Here is a 19,407-nt window from a genome sequence, read left to right as displayed (position 1 = left end):
AATAAGATAATTTCTATTTAGGTAAGTCATGCTTCTCAAAGATTTTAAAGGACAAAAAGTAAAGTTCACAATCATCAAAGACCAATACAGCGATAATATCGAAGAAGGTTACAAAGAGATGTCATGGGATGATTTCAAAACTTTGATGTCTAGATCAAAAGGGCTCTATAAAAAAGATGAATCAGAGCAGCTCATACCAGTAATTTGGAAGCCTCGAAATGAGTGGGCCAAAGATGATGACTTATCACTAACTAACGCAAAAAAAACGTACCGTAATAGTCTCAATATTACTCATATAACGACAGCATTTTTAGACTTAGATGAAGAAGGTTCATTAGAGCAGGCAAAACAAAAATTTCAAGGGTTTGATTATCTGATACATAGTACTTTTTCAGGTAAGCATAGAATGGCCATCAGACTCGAAAAGCCTATTAGAAGTGATGTTTGGGAAAACTGTTTCATTCATCTTATGGCTGGCGTTAATGGTGATGCTAACTGTAAAAATATATCACGTGGATACTTAATGCCCAGTCATGATCTTAACACAGGCTTTAAGCCTGAGTTTGAGGTGAATGAAGGTAGAGCCTTAACGTATGATGATATAATTTCACTTGGTAAGAGAAACCTTTCTTCTAAAGATATACAAATGCTCGAAAAGCTTGATGAGAGAGCTAAAAATGGTGATAGCAATATCATAAAAAGACATTTCTCTTTACAAGTTATGGATTATTCAAAATACAATGGAGATGCTTTGTCATACGAACAGTTTAAAAGGCGTAGAGCAAAACAAATCGAAGATTGTATAACAGACCCATTAAGTCGTGGAGCGGTAAAAGGTGAAAGGCATGCTTTTGCTTTAAAGGTAATCCAATCAGAAGTTTTAAGGTTTAAAGAGAATACAGATTTCTATAGGACGATTCAGTTTTTATTTAGAGTTACACAGGAGTTGGATACAAGGCCACTTTCATTTGGCAATACAGCCGATGAAATTCCCGGCATAATTGAGAATTCACTGTTACGCTCTGGAATTGATAAAGAAACTCTAAAAGACCCGACATTTTTGCGAAACGCGAAGATTCAAATCAGAAAGGGATTAGATTTCAGCTTAAAATCAGAAGACACAGGTGTGTGGGATTTTCCTGACTTTACAATGGAAAAAAGAGGATATTCAACTGAACCTCATTTACTACTGAAAAGATATGCTTCAATGGTTGATAAATATCGAGTAGAAATGCATGAAAAAAGCGCAACGGCGACTGATGTAAGAAGTCTATCGCTACAACTTTTTCAAGAACATATTGCAAAACCTATTATTCAAAACGAGCTTAAATCAAACACGAACGCATCTTTTGTATCAATTGGCAGGTTTTTAGCTTATAGCTTAAAAAACTTAAGGGTATGTGTCGAAAAAGATAGGAAAAATGTTTTTGAAAGTATGAGTAACGCTTATTCAAACGGACTATCTGCCAGTAATTTATCAGATAGTGTAATAGGGAAAAGCGTAAGTGCAGATGAAATTAAGGCCGACTTCACGAAATCATATTTGATCGAGCTTGCTTCAGATTTTGGCGGAATAGCGTTATCTAACAAAAGAAATCAGACAAGAACGAATAACTATAATAGTAGAGAGCCTTAAAATCCAATATTACAAAAAAATAATGATGAAAAATTCTATAGCAACATGAAATGAGCTAATTGTGAAATTAAGTTGCTTTACCTAAACCAATATTTATTTATGAGAGGTACTAATGAAGAGTTCAACCATAGTTACAACAAAGACAGCCATGAAAGGTGGTAAGTTTAATGACAACGGTTTTACTGGCCCTTAAATCAACTTTTTAAGTATGTTAAGTGTAAAACTAAAAAAGTCAGCTACTTGCTGACTTTTTGTTATGCAAAAGTATCAAATAAAGTTATTAATACGTTTCGGCATTAGGCTTTAAAGTTCTACTCTTCACCTTCTGGGCGCTTAGGAGGGAAAATTAGACCTGAACCGCCACCACGGCCACCTGAGATAGTTTTTAATACGTCTTTACTTTGTAGTTCTTTTTTCATGATAAAAATCCTGTTTAAAACAATTAAATAAAAAATTTAATTGCTATAATTAAAGTTAAGCATACTACATCATTTCTTTTTCGTTAAACATAACAAATTCCAAATATGCATCTTACAAGGAAAGAAATTTCTCTTGTAAGGTTAATTTAAATTATCTTTCCTAGTAGAGCTATCAAAAATATTGTGATAATTATCTCATATTAGGATTTTATCTGCCGAACTATAGCTAACATTGTAAATTGATACCGGCGCATCTATTCCTTTTAGTTCAAATTTGCCCTTATCTATAAATACATATCGAGTTTTAGCGATGTCTTTAATTTCGTGAGATACTGCAATTTCGGTTGGGCTTGCTAGTTGCTCGAGCCTAGATGCTCTATTAACTGAATCCCCAATTGCCGTGTAATTGATTTGAGAAACAGAGCCAAAATTTCCCACAGTAGCTTCACCGTAATGAATACCGATTCTTATCTGCAAGCTCTTATTCAAACCTAAACTTTCCCATTTTTGATTTAAAGTGTTCATCTGGTTCTGCATTTCTATGGACATGTTTATTGCAGAACATACGTCAGAAAATCTGCCATTTGAATGCGGATCTCCAAAGAAAATCATAATACCATCACCCATAAACTTATCCACCGTTCCTCCGTACTTTAAGGCGATATCAGACATTGTGGATAGATAATCATTTAAGTAAAATGCAAGCTCATTAGGTTCAGTTTTTTCTGACATGGATGTAAATCCAACAATATCAGAGAAAACGATTGCTAATGGTTTTCGGGTATAACCTTTAATCTCTTGAGATTCATCAGAAAGTATTTGATTAACAATCTTAGGTGAAAGGTATTTAGAAATAGTTTTTACCCATGCTGAGTTTTTGCTGTATAGCTCCTTGAGTTCCTCACGATTTCTCTTTATTGATGAAACGTTCTTATAAGCATTGCCAGCTGAGTTAAACATAAATACAAGGGCTGAGGTCAATGCTATAATTAAAAGCTGGAATGGGGCTCTTTCTATTAAAATGACAGGTTCATGGTAAAGTACTAGAATGCCTACTATTGCAATAATCAATAAGCTAACTCCCCATCCAGAGAGGCCTAAATGTACTAGTGATTGGTATGAAATTAGCAATAGAAAGATGCCTGAGATTGTTAGCTCAAAAGATAGTCCATTAACAATAAAAGGAAACGCAGTTGCATTAATACAAACTCCTAACCACAGTTCATTGAAGCTCGTATGCTTTCTAAAAAATGACATCATTATCTCCACAAAGTGTGGATAAAAAGATATAATAACAAGACAATAAAGAGGGATGTCTGGCATTGTGTCAGTGATCATACCTACAATAAAAATACTGCCAATGTAGATAGATAAGATAATATTCTCTTGGTAGAAGCTATGTTTATAATTATCAAAATAAGACACGTTATGACAACCTTTAAAAGAATTCACATTAGTGATGCAAAAAAAGCTTTAGAACATTACAAGGAAAAAGGATGCCCAAAAGATGGCGAACCTTTCGAAGCAGTAATGACTCAGATAATCATAAACAGAATCAATAATATAAAAGATTCCACCACGATTGAACTTAATGCTGAGCAATTCGATTCATTTAAAAAAATACTCAGTCCATAAGTAGCTTAACTAAAAATACTTAAAATATAATTCTGACCAAAAAAAAGGTAACTGTCCATATAAAACTTAAAATTATCTAACTCAATTCTTGGGTAAATTACACACCATATGGCGACTGTGATGGTTATATTGGATGTTGTAGGTGAGACACTTCGGATGTCGCGAGTTAATGACAAGGCAAAAAATATTATCATTAATAATGAAGCCGCTGAAAATATCCCGGCCACCTTTGGTGAAACAACATTACCGATAGCTAACTTCACCTGTAACGTTAAGAAAATGACTAGAATTGAACAAAAAACGCTCTTAATGAAGATTCTAACTATACTCATGACGATGTACCTGTTTTGGTTATTTATATAATCTCAAAGATACTTTACATAGCATCTCTTATCAAATAATATCCTCACAAATTATAGTGAGGTACTTATGCTTTCAATCGTAAAACAAATTATCAACATAAAGAACAAAATTAATATCAAAGCCTACACAAAACAGGCAAAGAATGTAATTGAACACATTAAAGATATTACACAAAAAAGCGACCAAGAATTGAAAAATTCTTTAAGTAAGACAAATAATGTCAATAATGAGCTTCTTGTTGCGTTGCTGTGTGAAGTGGCAACACGTTCTTTAAGAATGACGCCTTATCCAAATCAAATAAAAGCAATTATGGCATTAATCGATGGAAAGTTTATTGAAATGGAAACTGGTGAAGGCAAGACATTAGTTTTCTCATTAGCATCAGCTGCTCTTGCCATTAAAGAAAGAAAAGTAGTCATATCTTCAGCAAATGAATACCTAAGCGAAAGAGACTACAATTTCAATAAGCCGTTTTTTGACTTCCTAGGTCTGGATACTTCATTAATAAAACACAATCACACTCACGAAGAAAAATCTAAATCCTATGTTTCAGATATTATTTTTTGTGACCTCTCAGAAATTGCGATGGATTATTTACGTTCTGCAATGGCTAAAAGTGTAGATACTTTTATTGATATTAAGACAGATGTTTTACTTATTGATGAAGCCGACAGTGTTTTGCTTGATAAAGCAATTAATGCGATTACAGTATCAAAGCCTGTAGATTTGGATATTGAGTCAATGATGAATGCGTTAGCGTTCGTAAAGGACCTTAATGTTTTTACAAATGCAGAGCAAGAGTTAGATATTTCAAACACAGATTATGATGCTGTTATATATTCAATTAGTAACGAACTTGTAATTTCAGACGCGACTTACTCTAAGTACGAAAACTATTTAATTTCAAAATCTATCATCACGGATGACTTTGAACTTTATAACGCGATTAATCTAATGAAAGTTGTAGCACTTGAATCTGCTATCAGAGCAATGTATGAATACCAAAACGGTAAGCATTATATTGTACACAAAAATAGTGTGGTTCCTCTAGACAGGGACAGTGGTCGTGCTGCCTTTGGTAAGTTTTATAATAGCGGTGTACAACAAATGCTTGAAATTAAAGAAAAGGCTAATGTTACAGAAGAGCATGCGCCGCTAGCTTCGATTTCTGTTCAACGCTTTGTGTCTCTCTTTAACATGGTACTAGGCATGTCTGGCACATTAGTAGAAGACCGAGAAGAGCTTGCGAACTTGTATGGAGCCGATATAGTTGTAATCGAAAGAAATAAACCATTATTAAGAAATGATGTGGGCGACTTATTGTTTGTAGATAAAAAGAGTAAGTTAAAGCATACTATTGAAATGATCCTAGAAGCACATAAAAAAGGTCAACCTGTATTAGTAAGTGCAAGAAGCGAAGGTGAAGCTAATGAAATAGCAAGTTCACTCGATTCGTTGATGATTTCATTTAATCAAATAAAAAGTTCTGATCCATTAAATGAATCACAGATTGTCAAAAAAGCAGGCATGCTAGGCGCAATTACAATTTCAACAAGCATTACTGGTAGAGGTACTGACATCATTCTTGGTGGTACTGAAAAAGTAGACCAACAAAAAGTGATTGATGCTGGTGGCTTATTGGTAATTGGTTACGGAAGGCAGTATTTGGCTAAACTCGACAGACAGCTAATTGGTCGTTCGGGTAGACAAGGTGATGTAGGAAAGACAGTTATTATCAGCTCTCTCGACGATGAAATTTTGGCACCGTACAAAGCCTCTTCTATTAAGAAGCTATTAATTGACGCCGGTGTGAATGTAAATTTACCTATCCAGAACAAAGGGATCTCTAAGTCACTTACAATAGCCCAAAAAAGAGCTCACTCAGAAGCGGTTAAAAGTAGAAAATTGTTATTTTCGATGCTGTCTGAAATGGAGTCACAGAGGGACATAGTGTTCGACATCAGAAAGCAACTTCTTCTTTCTTCTGATGAAGAGTTTAGTATCTACTTAAGTTCAGTTGCCGGAAAGTCTTTAACAGTGGATGAGGCCGTAGAACTTCGTGATACAGCACTATGTATTTTTGATAGTGCATATGAAGATTATCGATTGAAAGTTAAGGATATTATGTCAAATATAGGATTGAGAGGGGCTGTAGTAAATAACATGGGTGTCGAAGTAAAGAAAGAGTTGTTTAGAACCTTCGAAATATTCTTGAACTTATACGATGAAGATATTCGTAATCACTGTCTGTAAATTTTAGGGGGTAGCATGAAGCTATACATGATTTTACCGTTAATAGCATTAACGAGCTTTTCGTCTTACTCATTTATTCAAAAAAGTGTACCGCCAGAGTATAAATCTGGCGTAGAACTCACAGAGTACAAAGCAAGCTTTATAAACTTCTCTAAGTTTGCTTTGGGCAATAGTATGAGATTTATTGATATCAATAGAACCCGCTTAATTTCAATAAGTGAAAAAGATAGTTTATCAATCTCGGATAGAGATTACATTAAATCGATGTCGGAAAAGTACGGTCTAGAAAATGCAGACATCAAAGAACTATTAGAGCGTGTAAACCTAATTCCACTAGGTATGGCAACTGGGTTAATAATTCACAAAACAACGTGGGGAACTAACTCTGTTTTGATGGACCTAAATAACCCATTTGGTGTGGAATTAAATGGCCAACTCAAACAATACAAGTCTATTGAGGATGGTATCGAAGCATATATTGAACTTCTAAATACGAGTCCAGACTACAAGAGTTTTAGAGATGCAAGAGCACAGCTGATGAAACAGAATGACTCATTAAAGACTGAAAAATTATTGCACTTAATTATTGATAAAAACTCAACCGATTACAAAGAAGTTCTATCAATAATTTCTAATGAAAATCTTTTATATTTGGATTGAGAATATGTATCAATTTTTCAATGATTTACGTGAGATGTCATTTCTGTACCCAATATCTTTTAGTATATATTTCTTTTTGATGGGTAGCTGTATCGGAAGTCTTTTAAATTTTCTGATATACAGAATGAAAACGAGTGCTGGTGTGCTTACCCTAAGATCAGGTTGTGACTACTGTCATACCCCGATACCCATTTGGTATAATGTACCTGTAGCAGGGTATTTAATTTTGCGTGGTAAAACAGCATGTTGCAGTAAGAGGCTGGATAAGTCACACTTATATTTAGAGGTTGTGAATGGTATGCTTTACGGTGTGCCTGTGCTTATATGGGGGCTATCAAATAATGTATTACTATACTTTTGTATTTCCACAATAGTCTCTATATTAATTAGCTGGGTGTTCTTTCAGCCTCAAAAAAAATGACAATTATATCTGATTCGATTGGAGTTTTTTCAATCGATCAGATATAATAGGCTGCGCAAACATGAGGAAATTAGGTTAGTTTCGTGACATCAGATTTAATAACAGAACGCACTGTAAAAGAGATGAAGGTTTCTCTCGCCCAGCTTTTAAAAGGTTTGGAAGGAGAGTACCCATCAATTGACGGTCGAATTAACCGAATGCTTACTGAAATTAATAAATCAGAAGCTACATTTGTGTTTTCTCAGGCGGTTAGTGCGTTTGTTAAAGTTAGAAAGTCAGAAGCCTTGAAAGAAACGGGCCGAATTTCTGATGAATTTAAAAAGTGTCTTGGTAAATTAAAAACTATTAACTTAGACTACATTGATCCTAATAGTAGAGATGCAATAGATCAAAGCATTAAATTACTTTCTGAACAAGAAAGCGATGTTACTTTAATCCTAGAATCAATGACTAAGGCGCTTAACTCTCTTAGTCGTGAGAGTGAGAGTGCAAGGCAGAAGTCTAAACAAATAATCGGCGATGACCACGATCATTTAAAGCACAATGGCGGAAATATAGTCGCGGCAGATGTCCAATCTGCATCCCTAAGGCTTGGCAGAGACCTGAAGAGCATATGTAATGCTTTGATAAATACTTACCCAACAGATAAAACGGTTAGGAACCTTCATTCACGAATTCAAGAAGTGGGCGGCAAAGCAAATACGTTTTTCACATCCCTTGAAATTATGGGCGAATTGTCTAATTATTTGAAGTCAATAATTAGCCGTTCAGGCCTGCATACACAGGAGATGCTTGCGTCTATTCAAGAGCAAGTTTTGGAGATGTGTAGCCAATCAGCTGCACTACAAGAATTATCTATTCATTCCAGTAATAATACCGACACAATGCAGGATGATGTTACCAAAAAATTAGAGACTCTAAGATTAAGAGCTAAACAATGTAAAAGCGTCGAAGAGAGTCATGCTTTACTTTCAGAGTCGATTGATAGCGTTAATGAATTAATTGAACAGTATGTTAATGTTCAACAAAAGGTTAATTTATCAAATAGAAACAAAATTAACTCGCTTAATAATGAGTTGAATACAGCTGTTGGCAAAATCAAAAAACTGAATACACAGATCAGTACAGCAAGCGATGAATTACTAATTGATGAACTAACTAAGGTCGGTAACAGAAAGGGTTACACTCGGAGATTGGAATCAGAAATTAAACGCTTGAAGTCAAATAATATCAACACCTTAGCTCTTGTTATCTTTGATATTGATAACTTCAAAAGCGTAAATGACAATTTTGGCCATGTTATTGGCGATAAGGTAATTAGCCGCGTCGCTGATATAACCGTCAATATGATTCCAAAGTCATGCTATTTTGCTCGTTATGGCGGGGAAGAGTTCGTTCTGATATGTCCTGATATTACTAACAAAGTAGCGGCAAGTTTGGCCCATAAAATTAAAAACCAAATTGCATCTAGAGAGTTTAAGTTAAAAGGCAGAGATGAGCCAATCAAGATAACAATATCTGCTGGTGTGTCACAGTTCTCAAGTAATCTTGATTACCCGTCAAAAGTATTTGAAGATGCTGATAGGGCGCTTTATATGGCTAAAAATAGAGGTCGAGATAAAGTTGTTGTCTGCTTAGATCAGCAATTTCTAACGTTAAAAGATAATTAAATAAGGTATTTATATGTTAAATTCACGTTTTTTTTCTGTATGTTTGTTGTTTTTTACAGTTCTATTTTCTACAAATTCATTTTCATCTCAAAGCGTCGAAGTAGCTTCTGAACTCTACAATTATAAAACAAAACAATCTGAAAACGTCAATTTTGAAGGATTAACTAAGGAACAGGCACTAAATTATTTACCTAGTGGCAAATTAATCGAAGAGTTGTTTGATACACATTTATTAGAAAATGAAAATATTTCTTTGGCGCTTCTAAATACATTAATTGACATTCAGAAAGCTAAAAATAAAAATGATCAGGTTGAGATGTTTAGCTTCATTAAAATGAAAAAGGTGTATGTAGATGTATCTAAGTTGAATGAAAAGTCTGCACTTGAGTTTTTGCCACAATCTGACTCTATTCAAGACTTATTTCGTTTTCACCTAAAGCAAACTAAATCTGTTATGAAAGCTTTAAATTTAACGTATAAAGATGCAATGAGTGTATTAAACGAAGTGAACTCGAAATAAAAACAGACTTTTCATTAAGCTTATTCATTTGAAACCCTAAACGCCAGAATTTATCAATTCTGGCGTTTAGGGTTTATTAAGGTATTAAAGTAATTCACCTTTGATATTACGGAAGAATCCAAAGATGTGCAGATTAGTGGTAAGCTTATCTTTTGAAATGCAAGCTAATAGTTTGATGCCCTTCCAAATCATTATTTGATACGTATTTAGAGTACTTAAAGTTTTTTTCAGCATCTCTAATTTCTGATTGAGTTAAGCCTTCAATATAGCTTTTTTTGATTGCATCTTCGAAATATGATTTGATTAGCTCATATTCTGAGTTACTAATTTCTGTTTGAGTAAAGTCATTATTAGATATGCTATAAATTTTACTATTAGAGGCGGGGTAGAACCCTAACTTATCTACTGTATAATCGAAGTATGGATTTAGTTCACCTTCATATTTAATCATTTCCGAATAATCAACAGTCTCACTGTCCACATCCAGAGTGTATGTGATTTCAATTTTCAAGGCGTCTTTTCCATTAAACAGTCTTACATTATTAACAGAACCCGATAACTCAACATTACCGCTATATCTCAGGTATGTGTCATTTCTATTAGAATTGATCTGTTGAACCTGTTTTTCCATAATTGGCAAAGAACTAACGTTTTGAATGATAGAATCATCAGCATTAATTGATGATGATAAAAAAAGTGTCGTAAAGATAACATTTAGCATACTTGCCCACCGTATAAGTTTTAAACAGAATTTAATTTTGCTATTGTAGTTTTACAGATTTCAAATTGTGAAGCAACATTTTGGGAAATATAAGATATCTTATTTTAGAAAATGATGGTGAGAACCGTATAATAAGCGAGTTTCAGACAAATAATGTATGGCTGGCCATTTCTGATGTCTTATTAAAATCTAAATTTAAGGTCAGAAACGGTTTATCTACTAAGATAGAGTTTACTCACAAAAAAGGTGCTTATACGATGGGAGCATTATTTTTTGATGTGTCATTTTTTAGCGAAGATAAGTTAGTGGGTAAGGTAGTATTTAAATCAAAAAAAGCTTTAGAGGATAAGGATTATTGGTCATTGGATACAGTTGATTTGTATGCCGGGACTCAGTACAAAAAATCCCTCATTGTGTATGAAGAAAGGTTGCGAGAGTTCATGAATGAAAGAAGCTTGCTCTTAATTCCATTGATATCTTTTGCTATCAAAAATAAAGATCATCCCATATGGGACAATTACAGTGGTTCGGATAAATCCCTTGGTGGAAATGGTTCGATAGACATTTCAAAACCTTTAGTGAGGTAGTATGAATAAATTATCTGCGATATTGTCAGTTGCATTTTCTATAATATATTTCTACACGTATTATTTTACTGACACCCTAACATCAATGAGTACCAGTGAATTACTTGGGATTTCTCTAATTTTTTCTTCTATATTGATAACTTTTGTTGCCTTGATCTTAAATACTGTTCGTTCAGAAACCCGAGATGAAGGTTGGCCTTATGTTGAGGGCAGAATAACAGAAGTAGAAGAGAAATCGTTCCTTATCTTTAAATCATATAAATTAACATATAAATATAGAATTAAAGATATTGAATACATGAATGATCGATTTAGCACTTCAAAAACATGGCTGTCTCTTGGGCAATTGATGTTAAATCCAGCATTCAAAACAGCTAATGTAGCTCAATTTAAAGGTAAAATAGTAAAGGTTTTCTTTAATCGAGAAAACTATTGGGATAGCGTAATAACAAAAAGTCATAGGGCATTTGTATATGATAATTTGAAATATCCCGCACTATCTTTAATTGCTATAAATATGAATTTTTTAATCTGTTTATTAATTTAGGGAGGTATCAATGTTTACTTTCATTCATATGCACAATTATAACTATAATGCGTTGATTGAGATAGATAATAAGCAATACACTGTACAGCCCCCATTCAAAAAGAAGAAAGTAGCTAGCATAGAAGCTGACAAAGAAGGCTTTCGACGTAGTTTTGCCACAGCTAATGGGTTGAGAGATTATTTACTTTTGCAATATTATTTTCTTGCTTTAGATGGGTTTTATGACCTCATAAAAAAGGTCAATGAAGGCTCTCTTGATATAAAAACTACTGAGCAATTAGAAAGAAAAGTTATTACCAAGCTTGAGAATCAAAAATTTCTATTGCATGAAAACCCGCTTGTGTTAAGAAATTATATGCACACATACTTAATGTTTTTTCCAGCTAATGAAGTTCAAGAATTTTGTGAAGACTATTTTCATGGCTCTAAAATCCATAACTTAATAAATCATGATCTTAAGCTATTAGGTGTCTGGAACAAGGATAAAAAAGCATTTGTAGAGTTATTGCACCTAACCTACCTTCCTAGAATGAAAAAATTTAAGAAATGGCAATCATATATGAAGGCCACATTCTCATTGTGGCTTATAAGTGTATTACATGGATATAAAGATTCAGATGCTCTGAGGATTGAGTACTCTGATGCATGTAAAGAATATGAGAGGAATACAGGGCTTGACCCTAACTACTCGCGATTCCAGAAGTATACCGATCGACGGTCCAGAACGAACTATTACAATGAACACAGAAGCAAGCAGAAGTGATATCTGCTTGCGATACATAGGGACAAAAAACTAGTTTAAATATTTATGAAAGACAACAATGGTTTTCCCGACATACGAAATCTTTGCTTGTTCACTAAGTTCTGACACGGCTTTACCAGCCATTTCTCTAGAGCATCCGATCATTTGCCCAATTTCTTTGCGCGAAATTCTTATTGATTTACCATCTGGATGTGTAACAGCATTATCTTTTTGTGACAGCTCTTTAAGAAGACTCCATACCCGATGAATTACATCTTGCGTTACGATACTTTCTGTACGACTTGTGGTTTCTTCTAGCCTGTTGGAAAGCATATTAAAAAGATAAACCATTGGTTCGTTATCTGTTTTGATATACTTTTTAAAGTAGTCGTATTTAACCTTTGCTAATTTAACTGGCTCTTTACATGATATTCGAGTCGTTCTTTTGTGACCTTCAGCAAATAAGCCCAATTCACCAAAGATGTCACCCCTGCCCAATTCTCCTATGAGAAAAGTTGATGAATCTTTTTCTTTGTGAACAGAAACACTCCCTTCAAGAATTATGTAAAATGAATCAGCGACTGTTCCCTCTAAGAAAACAGGGTTATGCTTCGGTAACTCAATGATTTCTGATGAACTAATTAGATTTGAAAAAATATTGTTGACGCCTATGTATCTCATAAAAAAACACCTTATCTGAATATACTGCAATTTTATGGCTAAATTTAAAACAAAGAAAGTAAAAGTGAGATTAATTTAACTTGACTTTTTTATGTTATTTGGTAGATTTGTAAACAATAAAGTAATAACAAGTAAACATCGTAATGAAAGATTCTCTCTTAATTCCTGCAATTAAAGATATTATTAACCTTGATTCAAATAAAACCATCGCGGTTATAGCACGTGATGCTGAACACGCTGAAGAAATTTATGATTTGATGTCATTTTTCATGCCTAGCGTAAAGAAAAGCATTGTGCCTAGTTATGAGTTATTACCTTATGATAACCAACCTCCGTCTGTAAAGCACATTTCAGATATTAATCAGTCACTCACTAAGATTCTGACTGAGAGCGGTATTTATATTTGTACTGCTCAATCAATGATGGAGAGATACCAGAGTACCGATGATTTTACTGCTAGCTTAATAAACTTAAAGTTAGGTGACTCTTTTGTTGCTGATGATTTCAAAGCCACTCTTGAAGAAATTGGATACATGGATGCATCTACTGTTCGAGACCATGGGACGTTTTGTTTCAAGAATGATATTGTTGATATTTATCCAGTAGGTGAAGATCTTCCGTGTAGGATTTATTTGAAATATAATAAGATAGCAAAGATCGTTTCATTCAATGCTGATACTCAACGGAATGGTCACGAGATTTCAAGTTTCAATATTTTCCCGGCTTATCCAGTTCCGTTTACAGAAGAAGAACGTATTCGATTTTGTTCAAATCATTGGAATCAATTTAAAAATCAAAAAGATGAACGATACTCTAGTTGTAAAAATGGGGAAATGTTTGGTGATGCTTTAGCATTTCTACCATTCTTTACTGAAAAATTATCAACACTCATTGATTACTTTCCTAGTAAGACGCAGTTCATAACTAATATTGACTTAGATGGTCAAGTCGAGAAATTTCAACAGCTATGTGAATTTAGATATAAAGAGCTTTCGGTCAATCAAAACGTTATTAAGCCTAGTGATGTTTTTGCGTACAACGAATTGATAGAGAACTTAATTTCAGTTAATGCTATTCAATTAACAGAAGAGTTTGCATCTAATTTAGGCTTTAAAGACACTCAAATAATAAAGCAAGATAAAGCAAGTGCAACTTTAACTCAGGTTATGAAATGGGGTGAAACTGCTAAGAAAGTTCTATTTGGTGTTAATTCAGAAGCACGTGAAAGGCAGCTAAGAATTCTTTTTAGTATGAAGCGAAAAACGCTTGCTCATATAGAAGATTGGAACGACTTTACGAATGCTGATGACGGCTTCTATTACACGTATTCTAGCTTTTCATCTGGTTACTTTGATGCTAACAACAATATTTTGGTTATTAGTGAAAGAGAGTTCTTTGGTACACAAAGCTACACTGAAATTGAGTACAGCGAAGATGCCAGCAAACTTGAGGACGATATTCTAGATACAGAAATTGGTTTCCCTATAACTCACGCGACTAAAGGAGTGGGCCGTTTTCTAGGTCTAGTTCGAAAACCAATCTCGGATGATATTGAAAGAGAATTTGTTCAAATTGAGTATGCTGACAACTCATCAGTTTTTGTTCCTATCGATAAAATAGACCAATTATCAGAATATAAAGGTCTAGACCCAGAATCAGCACCATTAGATGATGGGAAAGGTGCAAAATGGTTAAGTAAAATAGCTGAGCTACAGAAAGATGTCTCTGAGGTAGCAGAAGGCTTAATAAAAGCAAAAATTGCGCATCATATCGAAAAAAGACCGCCATATGTCAAAAATACATACGAGTACAATAAATTTGCTAGTGGCTTTTCATTCATGATGACCCAAGATCAGCAGGCAGCTGTTAATGACATTATTACCGATCTAACCGGCGATAAAGCAATGGACCGCTTATTAATTGGTGACGTTGGTTATGGTAAAACTGAAATTGCTATGAGAGCGTGTTTCCTTGTAGCTAATAATGGAAGACAGTGTAGTGTCTTGGCGCCAACAACATTATTAGCATCACAGCACTATGAAACATTCAAGCGCCGCTTTGAAGGCACTGGAAAGAATATCTGCTTACTTACAAGTAAAAATAAGAGTGAAGAAAGAGAAACTCTTAAAAAAATTAATACTGGCGAGATTGATATTGTTATTGGTACACATAGGTTACTACAAGCTGATGTGAAATTTGCTGACCTAGGGTTACTAGTTATAGATGAAGAACACCGTTTTGGTGTGAAGCAAAAGCAAAAAATTTCAGATATAAAAGCAAATTTAGATGTTTTAGCTTTAACCGCAACACCAATACCACGAACTTTATCTTCTGCTCTTCATGGTATAAGAGATGTTAGTACCTTAAAAACTGCACCCTCAAAAAGACTAGCTATACGTACAGAGAGCCATGTCTTTGATAACGAGACGATTCGTGTTGCGATTCAACGCGAAATGTTGCGTAACGGCCAAGTGTTCTTTTTACATAACAATATTGAAACAATTGAGGAAATCACCAATTTGATTTCTGAACTAGTTCCAGAAGTAAGAGTTCGATTTGCTCATGGTAAAATGAAAGAAATTGAGTTATTTGATTTAATGTCGAAATTTAGAGCTCATGAGTTTGATGTTCTTGTTTCAACCACCATCATTGAAACTGGTATTGATATTCCAAATGCCAATACAATTTTAATAAATAATCCAGAAAATTTAGGATTAGCTCAGATGCACCAAATTAGAGGTCGTGTCGGTCGCGGTAGAAGACAAGCTTATGCGTATTTACTTACACCGCAAGATAAGACTATTTCAGAAAAATCACGTAAACGAATCGAAGCTATGACTGAAAATTCAAATCTCGGAGGCGGGTTTGAATTATCAAGCGTTGATATGGAAATACGAGGTGCTGGTGAGGTTTTAGGTGAGAAGCAAAGTGGACATATCAACTCACTAGGTTATGACTTATATTTTAAAATGTTAAATATGGCCACAGCTAACTTGGAGCGTGACCCAGAGTTTAAAGCAATGTTACTGCTAGAGTTTAGTAAATCGCGTATTGAAGAGGTTGTTAGCTCAAATGAGACATTAGAAAATAGAGTTGAGTTGGAAACGAACTTGCAAATGGATTCTTCAATACCAAGTTCCTATATTGAAGATGACTCAGTAAGAATGTATGCCTATCGAAAAATCATTAAGGCTAATTCGCAAAATGATATTTCTGAATTGAAAGCTGAGCTTATTGATAGGTATGGTCCGATGCCTCAAGAGGCTGAAGATGTATTTGATTTTTTCCTTGCTAAAAGAACTATTCCGAAACTTGGAATTAAGAGCATTAACCGTAAGTCAAACATATTCTTTGTTACCGGCTTCGATACATTTTCAGATTCTTACGTTGAAAAGTTATCCAAGCAGTTCGGAACGAATGCAACTGTACTTCCTACCGGAAAAAGGGAGATTCAAATAACTCCTACTGATGATGCTTTAGTTGAAATCAAGTTACAGGATTTCATTATAGAGCCTTAACAAAATGGCCCCGGTTCTTAAGTCGGGGCCATTATCATTTTACTTAACGAATAAATATTTTAGATTTTGTTAGCAATAAGTTTTCATCATCAATATCCTGATCATTCAGAATTCTTAGTGAGATTTGCGAGCTAGTAGGTTTATCAAGCTCTCTATAGAACTCTTTATCTTCAAATAATGATTTTTTATAGACTTTATTTTCCCAGCCAGATGATGCATTTCCTGAATCGCACATGTAATCAGTTCCAACGAATGACGGCGGCAATGTTCCACCTTCTGATGGACATTTTGAAAGACTATTACTGCTGGAATTATTGTTTATAGCAACTGCATAAGTATAAATATGGCTTCGTTCTTGATTTTCATTTAATAGCGAAAGGGAGGCGCCATCAACATATGCATAATTAATATCCGAGCTTGCACCATACCTTCTAAATCCGTCAGTACTAGCCACTTGAACTAGCCCTATTTGACCTCTAATTTCAGAGTAATTTATGCCCAAAGAGCTTATAAGGGTTTCACTCACTATAGACTGCTTTTGGCAACCGTTCTCAGTGAATTCAAAATTAGATGGGCACTGACCTTTCTTGAAGTCGTATTCACTTACTAATGTCCATCCACCACCATCTGTTACTTGATCACAAAAGACTTTTTTAGATGGTCCAAAATACCCATATGGAAATATTACTTCATAACCAGAAATAGCATTTGGGTTTATTTCTTTAATTTCACTGCAACTTTTAACATTTTCATAATCGAAAATGGTTTTAGGTATTTCAAAACGATAAGTATTTACAGCGCAAACATTAAAAGAAATGGCAGCAAGAAAAGATATTGCTGCCGCACATGAAAATTTCATATAAGGTCAACTTTATTATTATTTTTATTGTTGGGTGTATTTTATATGATTATGATTCTTTGCAATAAAATGTTTTGAGCTATTCTTCACTATTAATAAACTTTAGTGGTAAATATCTTTTTTTGCACCTTACATAAAAACCTAAAATAACTTGAATACAATTTATGATAAGGTATATTGACGAAATTATTTTTAAGATTGAGTAATATTTATGAAAGCCAGTAGCGTAATTGTTCTAATGTTAGCTAATTTAATCACCATGGGATATTTGTTCTTGGTAGCACCTTCAACTATTGCCCATATGGGGCAAGAGAAAACTTTCACTGAAGAAATCGAGTTAAATAAAAAGATAGGGTTGTTGCTACCCAAAATATACGGCTCAAGTAATGATGCACAAATCCTTGAAATAAAACCTATTAATAATGGTGAACTAATCTCTGTTTTTGTGGCAAATGGTGACCACATTGTTTTCAACTCTACCGCAGAATATGGTGTCTTATCATCACGTAGTGGTGTTAGGGTTATCGATATGATAAACAGCAAAGATATTACAGATGCTCATAGAGCTCAAATGCTGAACTCAATTTTTGATGAGCATGAGGCAATGTTAATTTCAAAGCCTAGTGGTACAGCAAGGGGAACGATTTACATTGGAAAAGACCCTCAATGCGGATATTGTAGAAAGCTTGATGGTGAGATTGATAAAATTGTTGATGCTGGTTATCAGGTTAAATCATATCCTTTGATGATTTCTACAGGCAGTAAAACAATAGCTGAACTTACATATTGTAGTTCTGAACCAGAAAAAACGTATTCATTATTATCTCAAAATATACGCCGAATTAGAGAAGAGTCAAAAGTACTCTCTAAAGTAGGTGACCCGGTGGTTGTTCTTGAAAACCAAATTAAGAAATTCGCGAAGGCCAATGATTTGGTTATCGACTCTGATTGTATTGCCCCGGTAGATGAAATTTCTAACAAGCTAAAACAGATAGGTTTCAAAGGAACTCCTCTAATCTACACATCAACCGGCAAGATTATTAGAGGGTATAAAGATGCTACATTTATCATCAGCCAGCTAGAACAGGGTTAGAATAATGGATTTGATAGGGGTACTTCTAACTATCATTGCTGGAATTTATAGGCTTTATTATGAGAATAAGGCCTATATCTCCTTAAATGAATTTAGCACAACCGAAGCAGAGTTATATGATCTTCGTATAGAGAATAGGTTTTCATATTTGCGATATAAGTTTGTATTAGACGGCATCAGTTATGGGGGAGGGAATGTAAATCCTGTCCTTTCGATTAAGTCTGAAGAGCAGAAAGTTCTCTCTGATTATGTAACTACAATCAAAGCTAAAAGCAAAGGCGTTGGAGATAAAGTTAAAATATTTTACAAACAAAACGACCCTTCAATTAACTATATTAAAGAACCTATGTGGGCACTACCCCTCGATGGAGTATTTCTAGTTGTAGCGCCAATTCTCTACATTATCCTAAGGTAAGATATGTCTTTTTTGTTGTTGTTCTCATTAATTTTACTCCTTACTGTTTATAAAACTATAAATGAGCTGAATCATATCGACTCTAAAATGGAAAAGCATCTAGCTGTATTTGAGTCAGATACTTATGAAAAGTTACCTGCAAGGTTAGTTGATATTGGTGTGTATTCTGCTTATAACTTTCCTAACTACATACCGCCTGAAATTATAAACCATCCTGATGAGAATACAGCTATGGAACTGGCGAAAAAGCATGGAGAAAATATGTACATAGAGGAAAACAAAATGCAATTTGAAAGTGCGCAGGATGGTGTCTTTATTTGTATGGAATATTTTTATGATGGTGTTAAACGTAAAGCTTTTAAAATAACGCCATATCCTAAGGCAGGCTGTTTTAAAGATGTGTTGAACAAGGTCGCTAAAGAAGATAAGCATTTTGTGTACTTTAATCGTCGAACAAATAAAGCGTTCATAAAAAAAATAACAAAAACCGATATAGCAGATTACTTTAATGAAATTAAAAATAAAACGCTTAAAACTGCCGGGATCATTACAGCAACCTCATTAGTTCTAGGTTTAATCCTGACTGTGGCATAAGTAAAGTATCGTAAGCATTTAAAAGCTCATTAGTTGCTTATGCCTCGATATGGGTTAATGAGCTCTAAATACG

The 19,407-nt window shown here is 34.2% G+C and carries 19 protein-coding genes; 15 read left to right on the top strand and 4 right to left on the bottom strand.

Annotated features, from left to right (window positions below; translation table 11 throughout):
- The first annotated feature begins 28 nt into the window (after positions 1–28).
- Positions 29–1,636 (top strand): hypothetical protein, encoded by a 1,608-nt coding sequence (locus L1267_RS11070; RefSeq protein WP_235382861.1) that lies wholly within the window; start codon positions 29–31, stop codon positions 1,634–1,636.
- Positions 1,637–2,250: 614 nt separating this feature from the next.
- On the opposite strand, the gene L1267_RS23765 is transcribed toward L1267_RS11070, so the two are convergent.
- Positions 2,251–3,480 carry an adenylate/guanylate cyclase domain-containing protein gene (locus tag L1267_RS23765; protein ID WP_235382860.1) on the bottom strand — a complete coding sequence of 410 codons (1,230 nt, stop codon included), beginning with the start codon at positions 3,478–3,480 and terminating at the stop codon, positions 2,251–2,253.
- Between the two features lie 3 nt (positions 3,481–3,483).
- Here L1267_RS23765 and L1267_RS11060 point away from each other — a divergent pair, with 3 nt between their 5' ends.
- The 7 genes from L1267_RS11060 (at position 3,484) to L1267_RS11035 (ending at position 9,577) form a co-directional block, all read left to right on the top strand.
- Positions 3,484–3,690: a hypothetical protein gene (locus L1267_RS11060; protein WP_235382859.1), complete on the top strand. Its 207-nt coding sequence runs from the start codon at positions 3,484–3,486 to the stop codon at positions 3,688–3,690.
- A 108-nt stretch (positions 3,691–3,798) separates the two neighbouring features.
- On the top strand, positions 3,799–4,053 hold the full coding sequence (locus L1267_RS11055) for a hypothetical protein (RefSeq protein WP_235382858.1): 255 nt from the start codon (positions 3,799–3,801) through the stop codon (positions 4,051–4,053).
- A 66-nt stretch (positions 4,054–4,119) separates the two neighbouring features.
- A complete protein-coding gene (locus tag L1267_RS11050) occupies positions 4,120–6,306 on the top strand; it encodes a preprotein translocase subunit SecA (protein ID WP_235382857.1) in 2,187 nt (728 codons plus the stop codon).
- 15 nt (positions 6,307–6,321) lie between these two features.
- Entirely contained in the window at positions 6,322–6,966 is a 645-nt protein-coding gene (locus tag L1267_RS11045) for a glucosaminidase domain-containing protein (protein ID WP_235382856.1), read from the top strand.
- Complete coding sequence (locus L1267_RS23805; protein ID WP_442960559.1) at positions 6,941–7,387, top strand: prepilin peptidase; 447 nt, start codon at positions 6,941–6,943, stop codon at positions 7,385–7,387. The genes L1267_RS11045 and L1267_RS23805 overlap by 26 nt, the downstream gene beginning before the upstream one ends.
- Before the next feature lie 83 nt (positions 7,388–7,470).
- Positions 7,471–9,057, top strand: a complete 1,587-nt coding sequence (locus tag L1267_RS23760; protein ID WP_235382855.1) for a GGDEF domain-containing protein — start codon at positions 7,471–7,473, stop codon at positions 9,055–9,057.
- A 13-nt stretch (positions 9,058–9,070) separates the two neighbouring features.
- Positions 9,071–9,577: a hypothetical protein gene (locus tag L1267_RS11035; protein WP_235382854.1), complete on the top strand. Its 507-nt coding sequence runs from the start codon at positions 9,071–9,073 to the stop codon at positions 9,575–9,577.
- Positions 9,578–9,722: 145 nt separating this feature from the next.
- Here the strand turns inward: L1267_RS11035 and L1267_RS11030 are convergent, their stop codons facing one another.
- Positions 9,723–10,298 carry a hypothetical protein gene (locus tag L1267_RS11030; RefSeq protein WP_235382853.1) on the bottom strand — a complete coding sequence of 192 codons (576 nt, stop codon included), beginning with the start codon at positions 10,296–10,298 and terminating at the stop codon, positions 9,723–9,725.
- 80 nt (positions 10,299–10,378) lie between these two features.
- On the opposite strand from L1267_RS11030, the gene L1267_RS11025 reads away from it, so the two are divergent.
- Genes L1267_RS11025 through L1267_RS11015 form a run of 3 tightly spaced genes read left to right on the top strand, consistent with a single transcriptional unit; the run spans position 10,379 to position 12,195 of the window.
- Positions 10,379–10,885 carry a hypothetical protein gene (locus tag L1267_RS11025; protein ID WP_235382852.1) on the top strand — a complete coding sequence of 169 codons (507 nt, stop codon included), beginning with the start codon at positions 10,379–10,381 and terminating at the stop codon, positions 10,883–10,885.
- Position 10,886: 1 nt separating this feature from the next.
- Positions 10,887–11,432, top strand: a complete 546-nt coding sequence (locus tag L1267_RS11020; RefSeq protein ID WP_235382851.1) for a hypothetical protein — start codon at positions 10,887–10,889, stop codon at positions 11,430–11,432.
- Between the two features lie 10 nt (positions 11,433–11,442).
- On the top strand, positions 11,443–12,195 hold the full coding sequence (locus L1267_RS11015; protein WP_235382850.1) for a hypothetical protein: 753 nt from the start codon (positions 11,443–11,445) through the stop codon (positions 12,193–12,195).
- Positions 12,196–12,225: 30 nt separating this feature from the next.
- On the opposite strand, the gene L1267_RS11010 is transcribed toward L1267_RS11015, so the two are convergent.
- Positions 12,226–12,855 carry a cyclic nucleotide-binding domain-containing protein gene (locus tag L1267_RS11010; protein ID WP_235382849.1) on the bottom strand — a complete coding sequence of 210 codons (630 nt, stop codon included), beginning with the start codon at positions 12,853–12,855 and terminating at the stop codon, positions 12,226–12,228.
- A gap of 143 nt (positions 12,856–12,998) precedes the next feature.
- On the opposite strand from L1267_RS11010, the gene mfd reads away from it, so the two are divergent.
- Entirely contained in the window at positions 12,999–16,373 is a 3,375-nt protein-coding gene (mfd, locus tag L1267_RS11005; RefSeq protein WP_235382848.1) for a transcription-repair coupling factor, read from the top strand.
- Between the two features lie 43 nt (positions 16,374–16,416).
- On the opposite strand, the gene L1267_RS11000 is transcribed toward mfd, so the two are convergent.
- Entirely contained in the window at positions 16,417–17,232 is an 816-nt protein-coding gene (locus tag L1267_RS11000) for a fibrinogen-like YCDxxxxGGGW domain-containing protein (protein ID WP_235382847.1), read from the bottom strand.
- Positions 17,233–17,443: 211 nt separating this feature from the next.
- Here L1267_RS11000 and L1267_RS10995 point away from each other — a divergent pair, with 211 nt between their 5' ends.
- Genes L1267_RS10995 through L1267_RS10985 form a run of 3 tightly spaced genes read left to right on the top strand, consistent with a single transcriptional unit; the run spans position 17,444 to position 19,334 of the window.
- On the top strand, positions 17,444–18,325 hold the full coding sequence (locus L1267_RS10995; RefSeq protein ID WP_235382846.1) for a thioredoxin fold domain-containing protein: 882 nt from the start codon (positions 17,444–17,446) through the stop codon (positions 18,323–18,325).
- Between the two features lie 4 nt (positions 18,326–18,329).
- Positions 18,330–18,740, top strand: a complete 411-nt coding sequence (locus L1267_RS10990) for a hypothetical protein (protein ID WP_235382845.1) — start codon at positions 18,330–18,332, stop codon at positions 18,738–18,740.
- Between the two features lie 3 nt (positions 18,741–18,743).
- The gene (locus L1267_RS10985) at positions 18,744–19,334 is read left to right on the top strand and encodes a hypothetical protein (RefSeq protein WP_235382844.1); all 591 of its coding nucleotides are present in this window, start codon (positions 18,744–18,746) and stop codon (positions 19,332–19,334) included.
- Positions 19,335–19,407: the final 73 nt, after the last annotated feature.

Source organism: Pseudoalteromonas sp. OFAV1 (genome assembly GCF_021532595.1).
Classification (GTDB): Bacteria; Pseudomonadota; Gammaproteobacteria; order Enterobacterales; family Alteromonadaceae; genus Pseudoalteromonas; species Pseudoalteromonas lipolytica_C.
Note: the sequence above shows the minus strand (reverse complement) of the source record. Positions and strands in the feature narration are given on the sequence as shown.

What these genes read in the sequence shown, in the direction of transcription:
- L1267_RS11070 (WP_235382861.1), top strand. Translation starts at nt 29, where the DNA reads ATGCTTCTCAAAGATTTTAAAGGACAAAAAGTAAAGTTCACAATCATC.
- L1267_RS11060 (WP_235382859.1), top strand. Translation starts at nt 3,484, where the DNA reads ATGACAACCTTTAAAAGAATTCACATTAGTGATGCAAAAAAAGCTTTA.
- L1267_RS11055 (WP_235382858.1), top strand. Translation starts at nt 3,799, where the DNA reads ATGGCGACTGTGATGGTTATATTGGATGTTGTAGGTGAGACACTTCGG.
- L1267_RS11050 (WP_235382857.1), top strand. Translation starts at nt 4,120, where the DNA reads ATGCTTTCAATCGTAAAACAAATTATCAACATAAAGAACAAAATTAAT.
- L1267_RS11045 (WP_235382856.1), top strand. Translation starts at nt 6,322, where the DNA reads ATGAAGCTATACATGATTTTACCGTTAATAGCATTAACGAGCTTTTCG.
- L1267_RS23805 (WP_442960559.1), top strand. Translation starts at nt 6,941, where the DNA reads ATGAAAATCTTTTATATTTGGATTGAGAATATGTATCAATTTTTCAAT.
- L1267_RS11035 (WP_235382854.1), top strand. Translation starts at nt 9,071, where the DNA reads ATGTTAAATTCACGTTTTTTTTCTGTATGTTTGTTGTTTTTTACAGTT.
- L1267_RS11030 (WP_235382853.1), bottom strand. Translation starts at nt 10,298, where the DNA reads ATGCTAAATGTTATCTTTACGACACTTTTTTTATCATCATCAATTAAT.
- L1267_RS11020 (WP_235382851.1), top strand. Translation starts at nt 10,887, where the DNA reads ATGAATAAATTATCTGCGATATTGTCAGTTGCATTTTCTATAATATAT.
- L1267_RS11015 (WP_235382850.1), top strand. Translation starts at nt 11,443, where the DNA reads ATGTTTACTTTCATTCATATGCACAATTATAACTATAATGCGTTGATT.
- L1267_RS11010 (WP_235382849.1), bottom strand. Translation starts at nt 12,855, where the DNA reads ATGAGATACATAGGCGTCAACAATATTTTTTCAAATCTAATTAGTTCA.
- mfd (WP_235382848.1), top strand. Translation starts at nt 12,999, where the DNA reads ATGAAAGATTCTCTCTTAATTCCTGCAATTAAAGATATTATTAACCTT.
- L1267_RS11000 (WP_235382847.1), bottom strand. Translation starts at nt 17,232, where the DNA reads ATGAAATTTTCATGTGCGGCAGCAATATCTTTTCTTGCTGCCATTTCT.
- L1267_RS10995 (WP_235382846.1), top strand. Translation starts at nt 17,444, where the DNA reads ATGAAAGCCAGTAGCGTAATTGTTCTAATGTTAGCTAATTTAATCACC.
- L1267_RS10990 (WP_235382845.1), top strand. Translation starts at nt 18,330, where the DNA reads ATGGATTTGATAGGGGTACTTCTAACTATCATTGCTGGAATTTATAGG.
- L1267_RS10985 (WP_235382844.1), top strand. Translation starts at nt 18,744, where the DNA reads ATGTCTTTTTTGTTGTTGTTCTCATTAATTTTACTCCTTACTGTTTAT.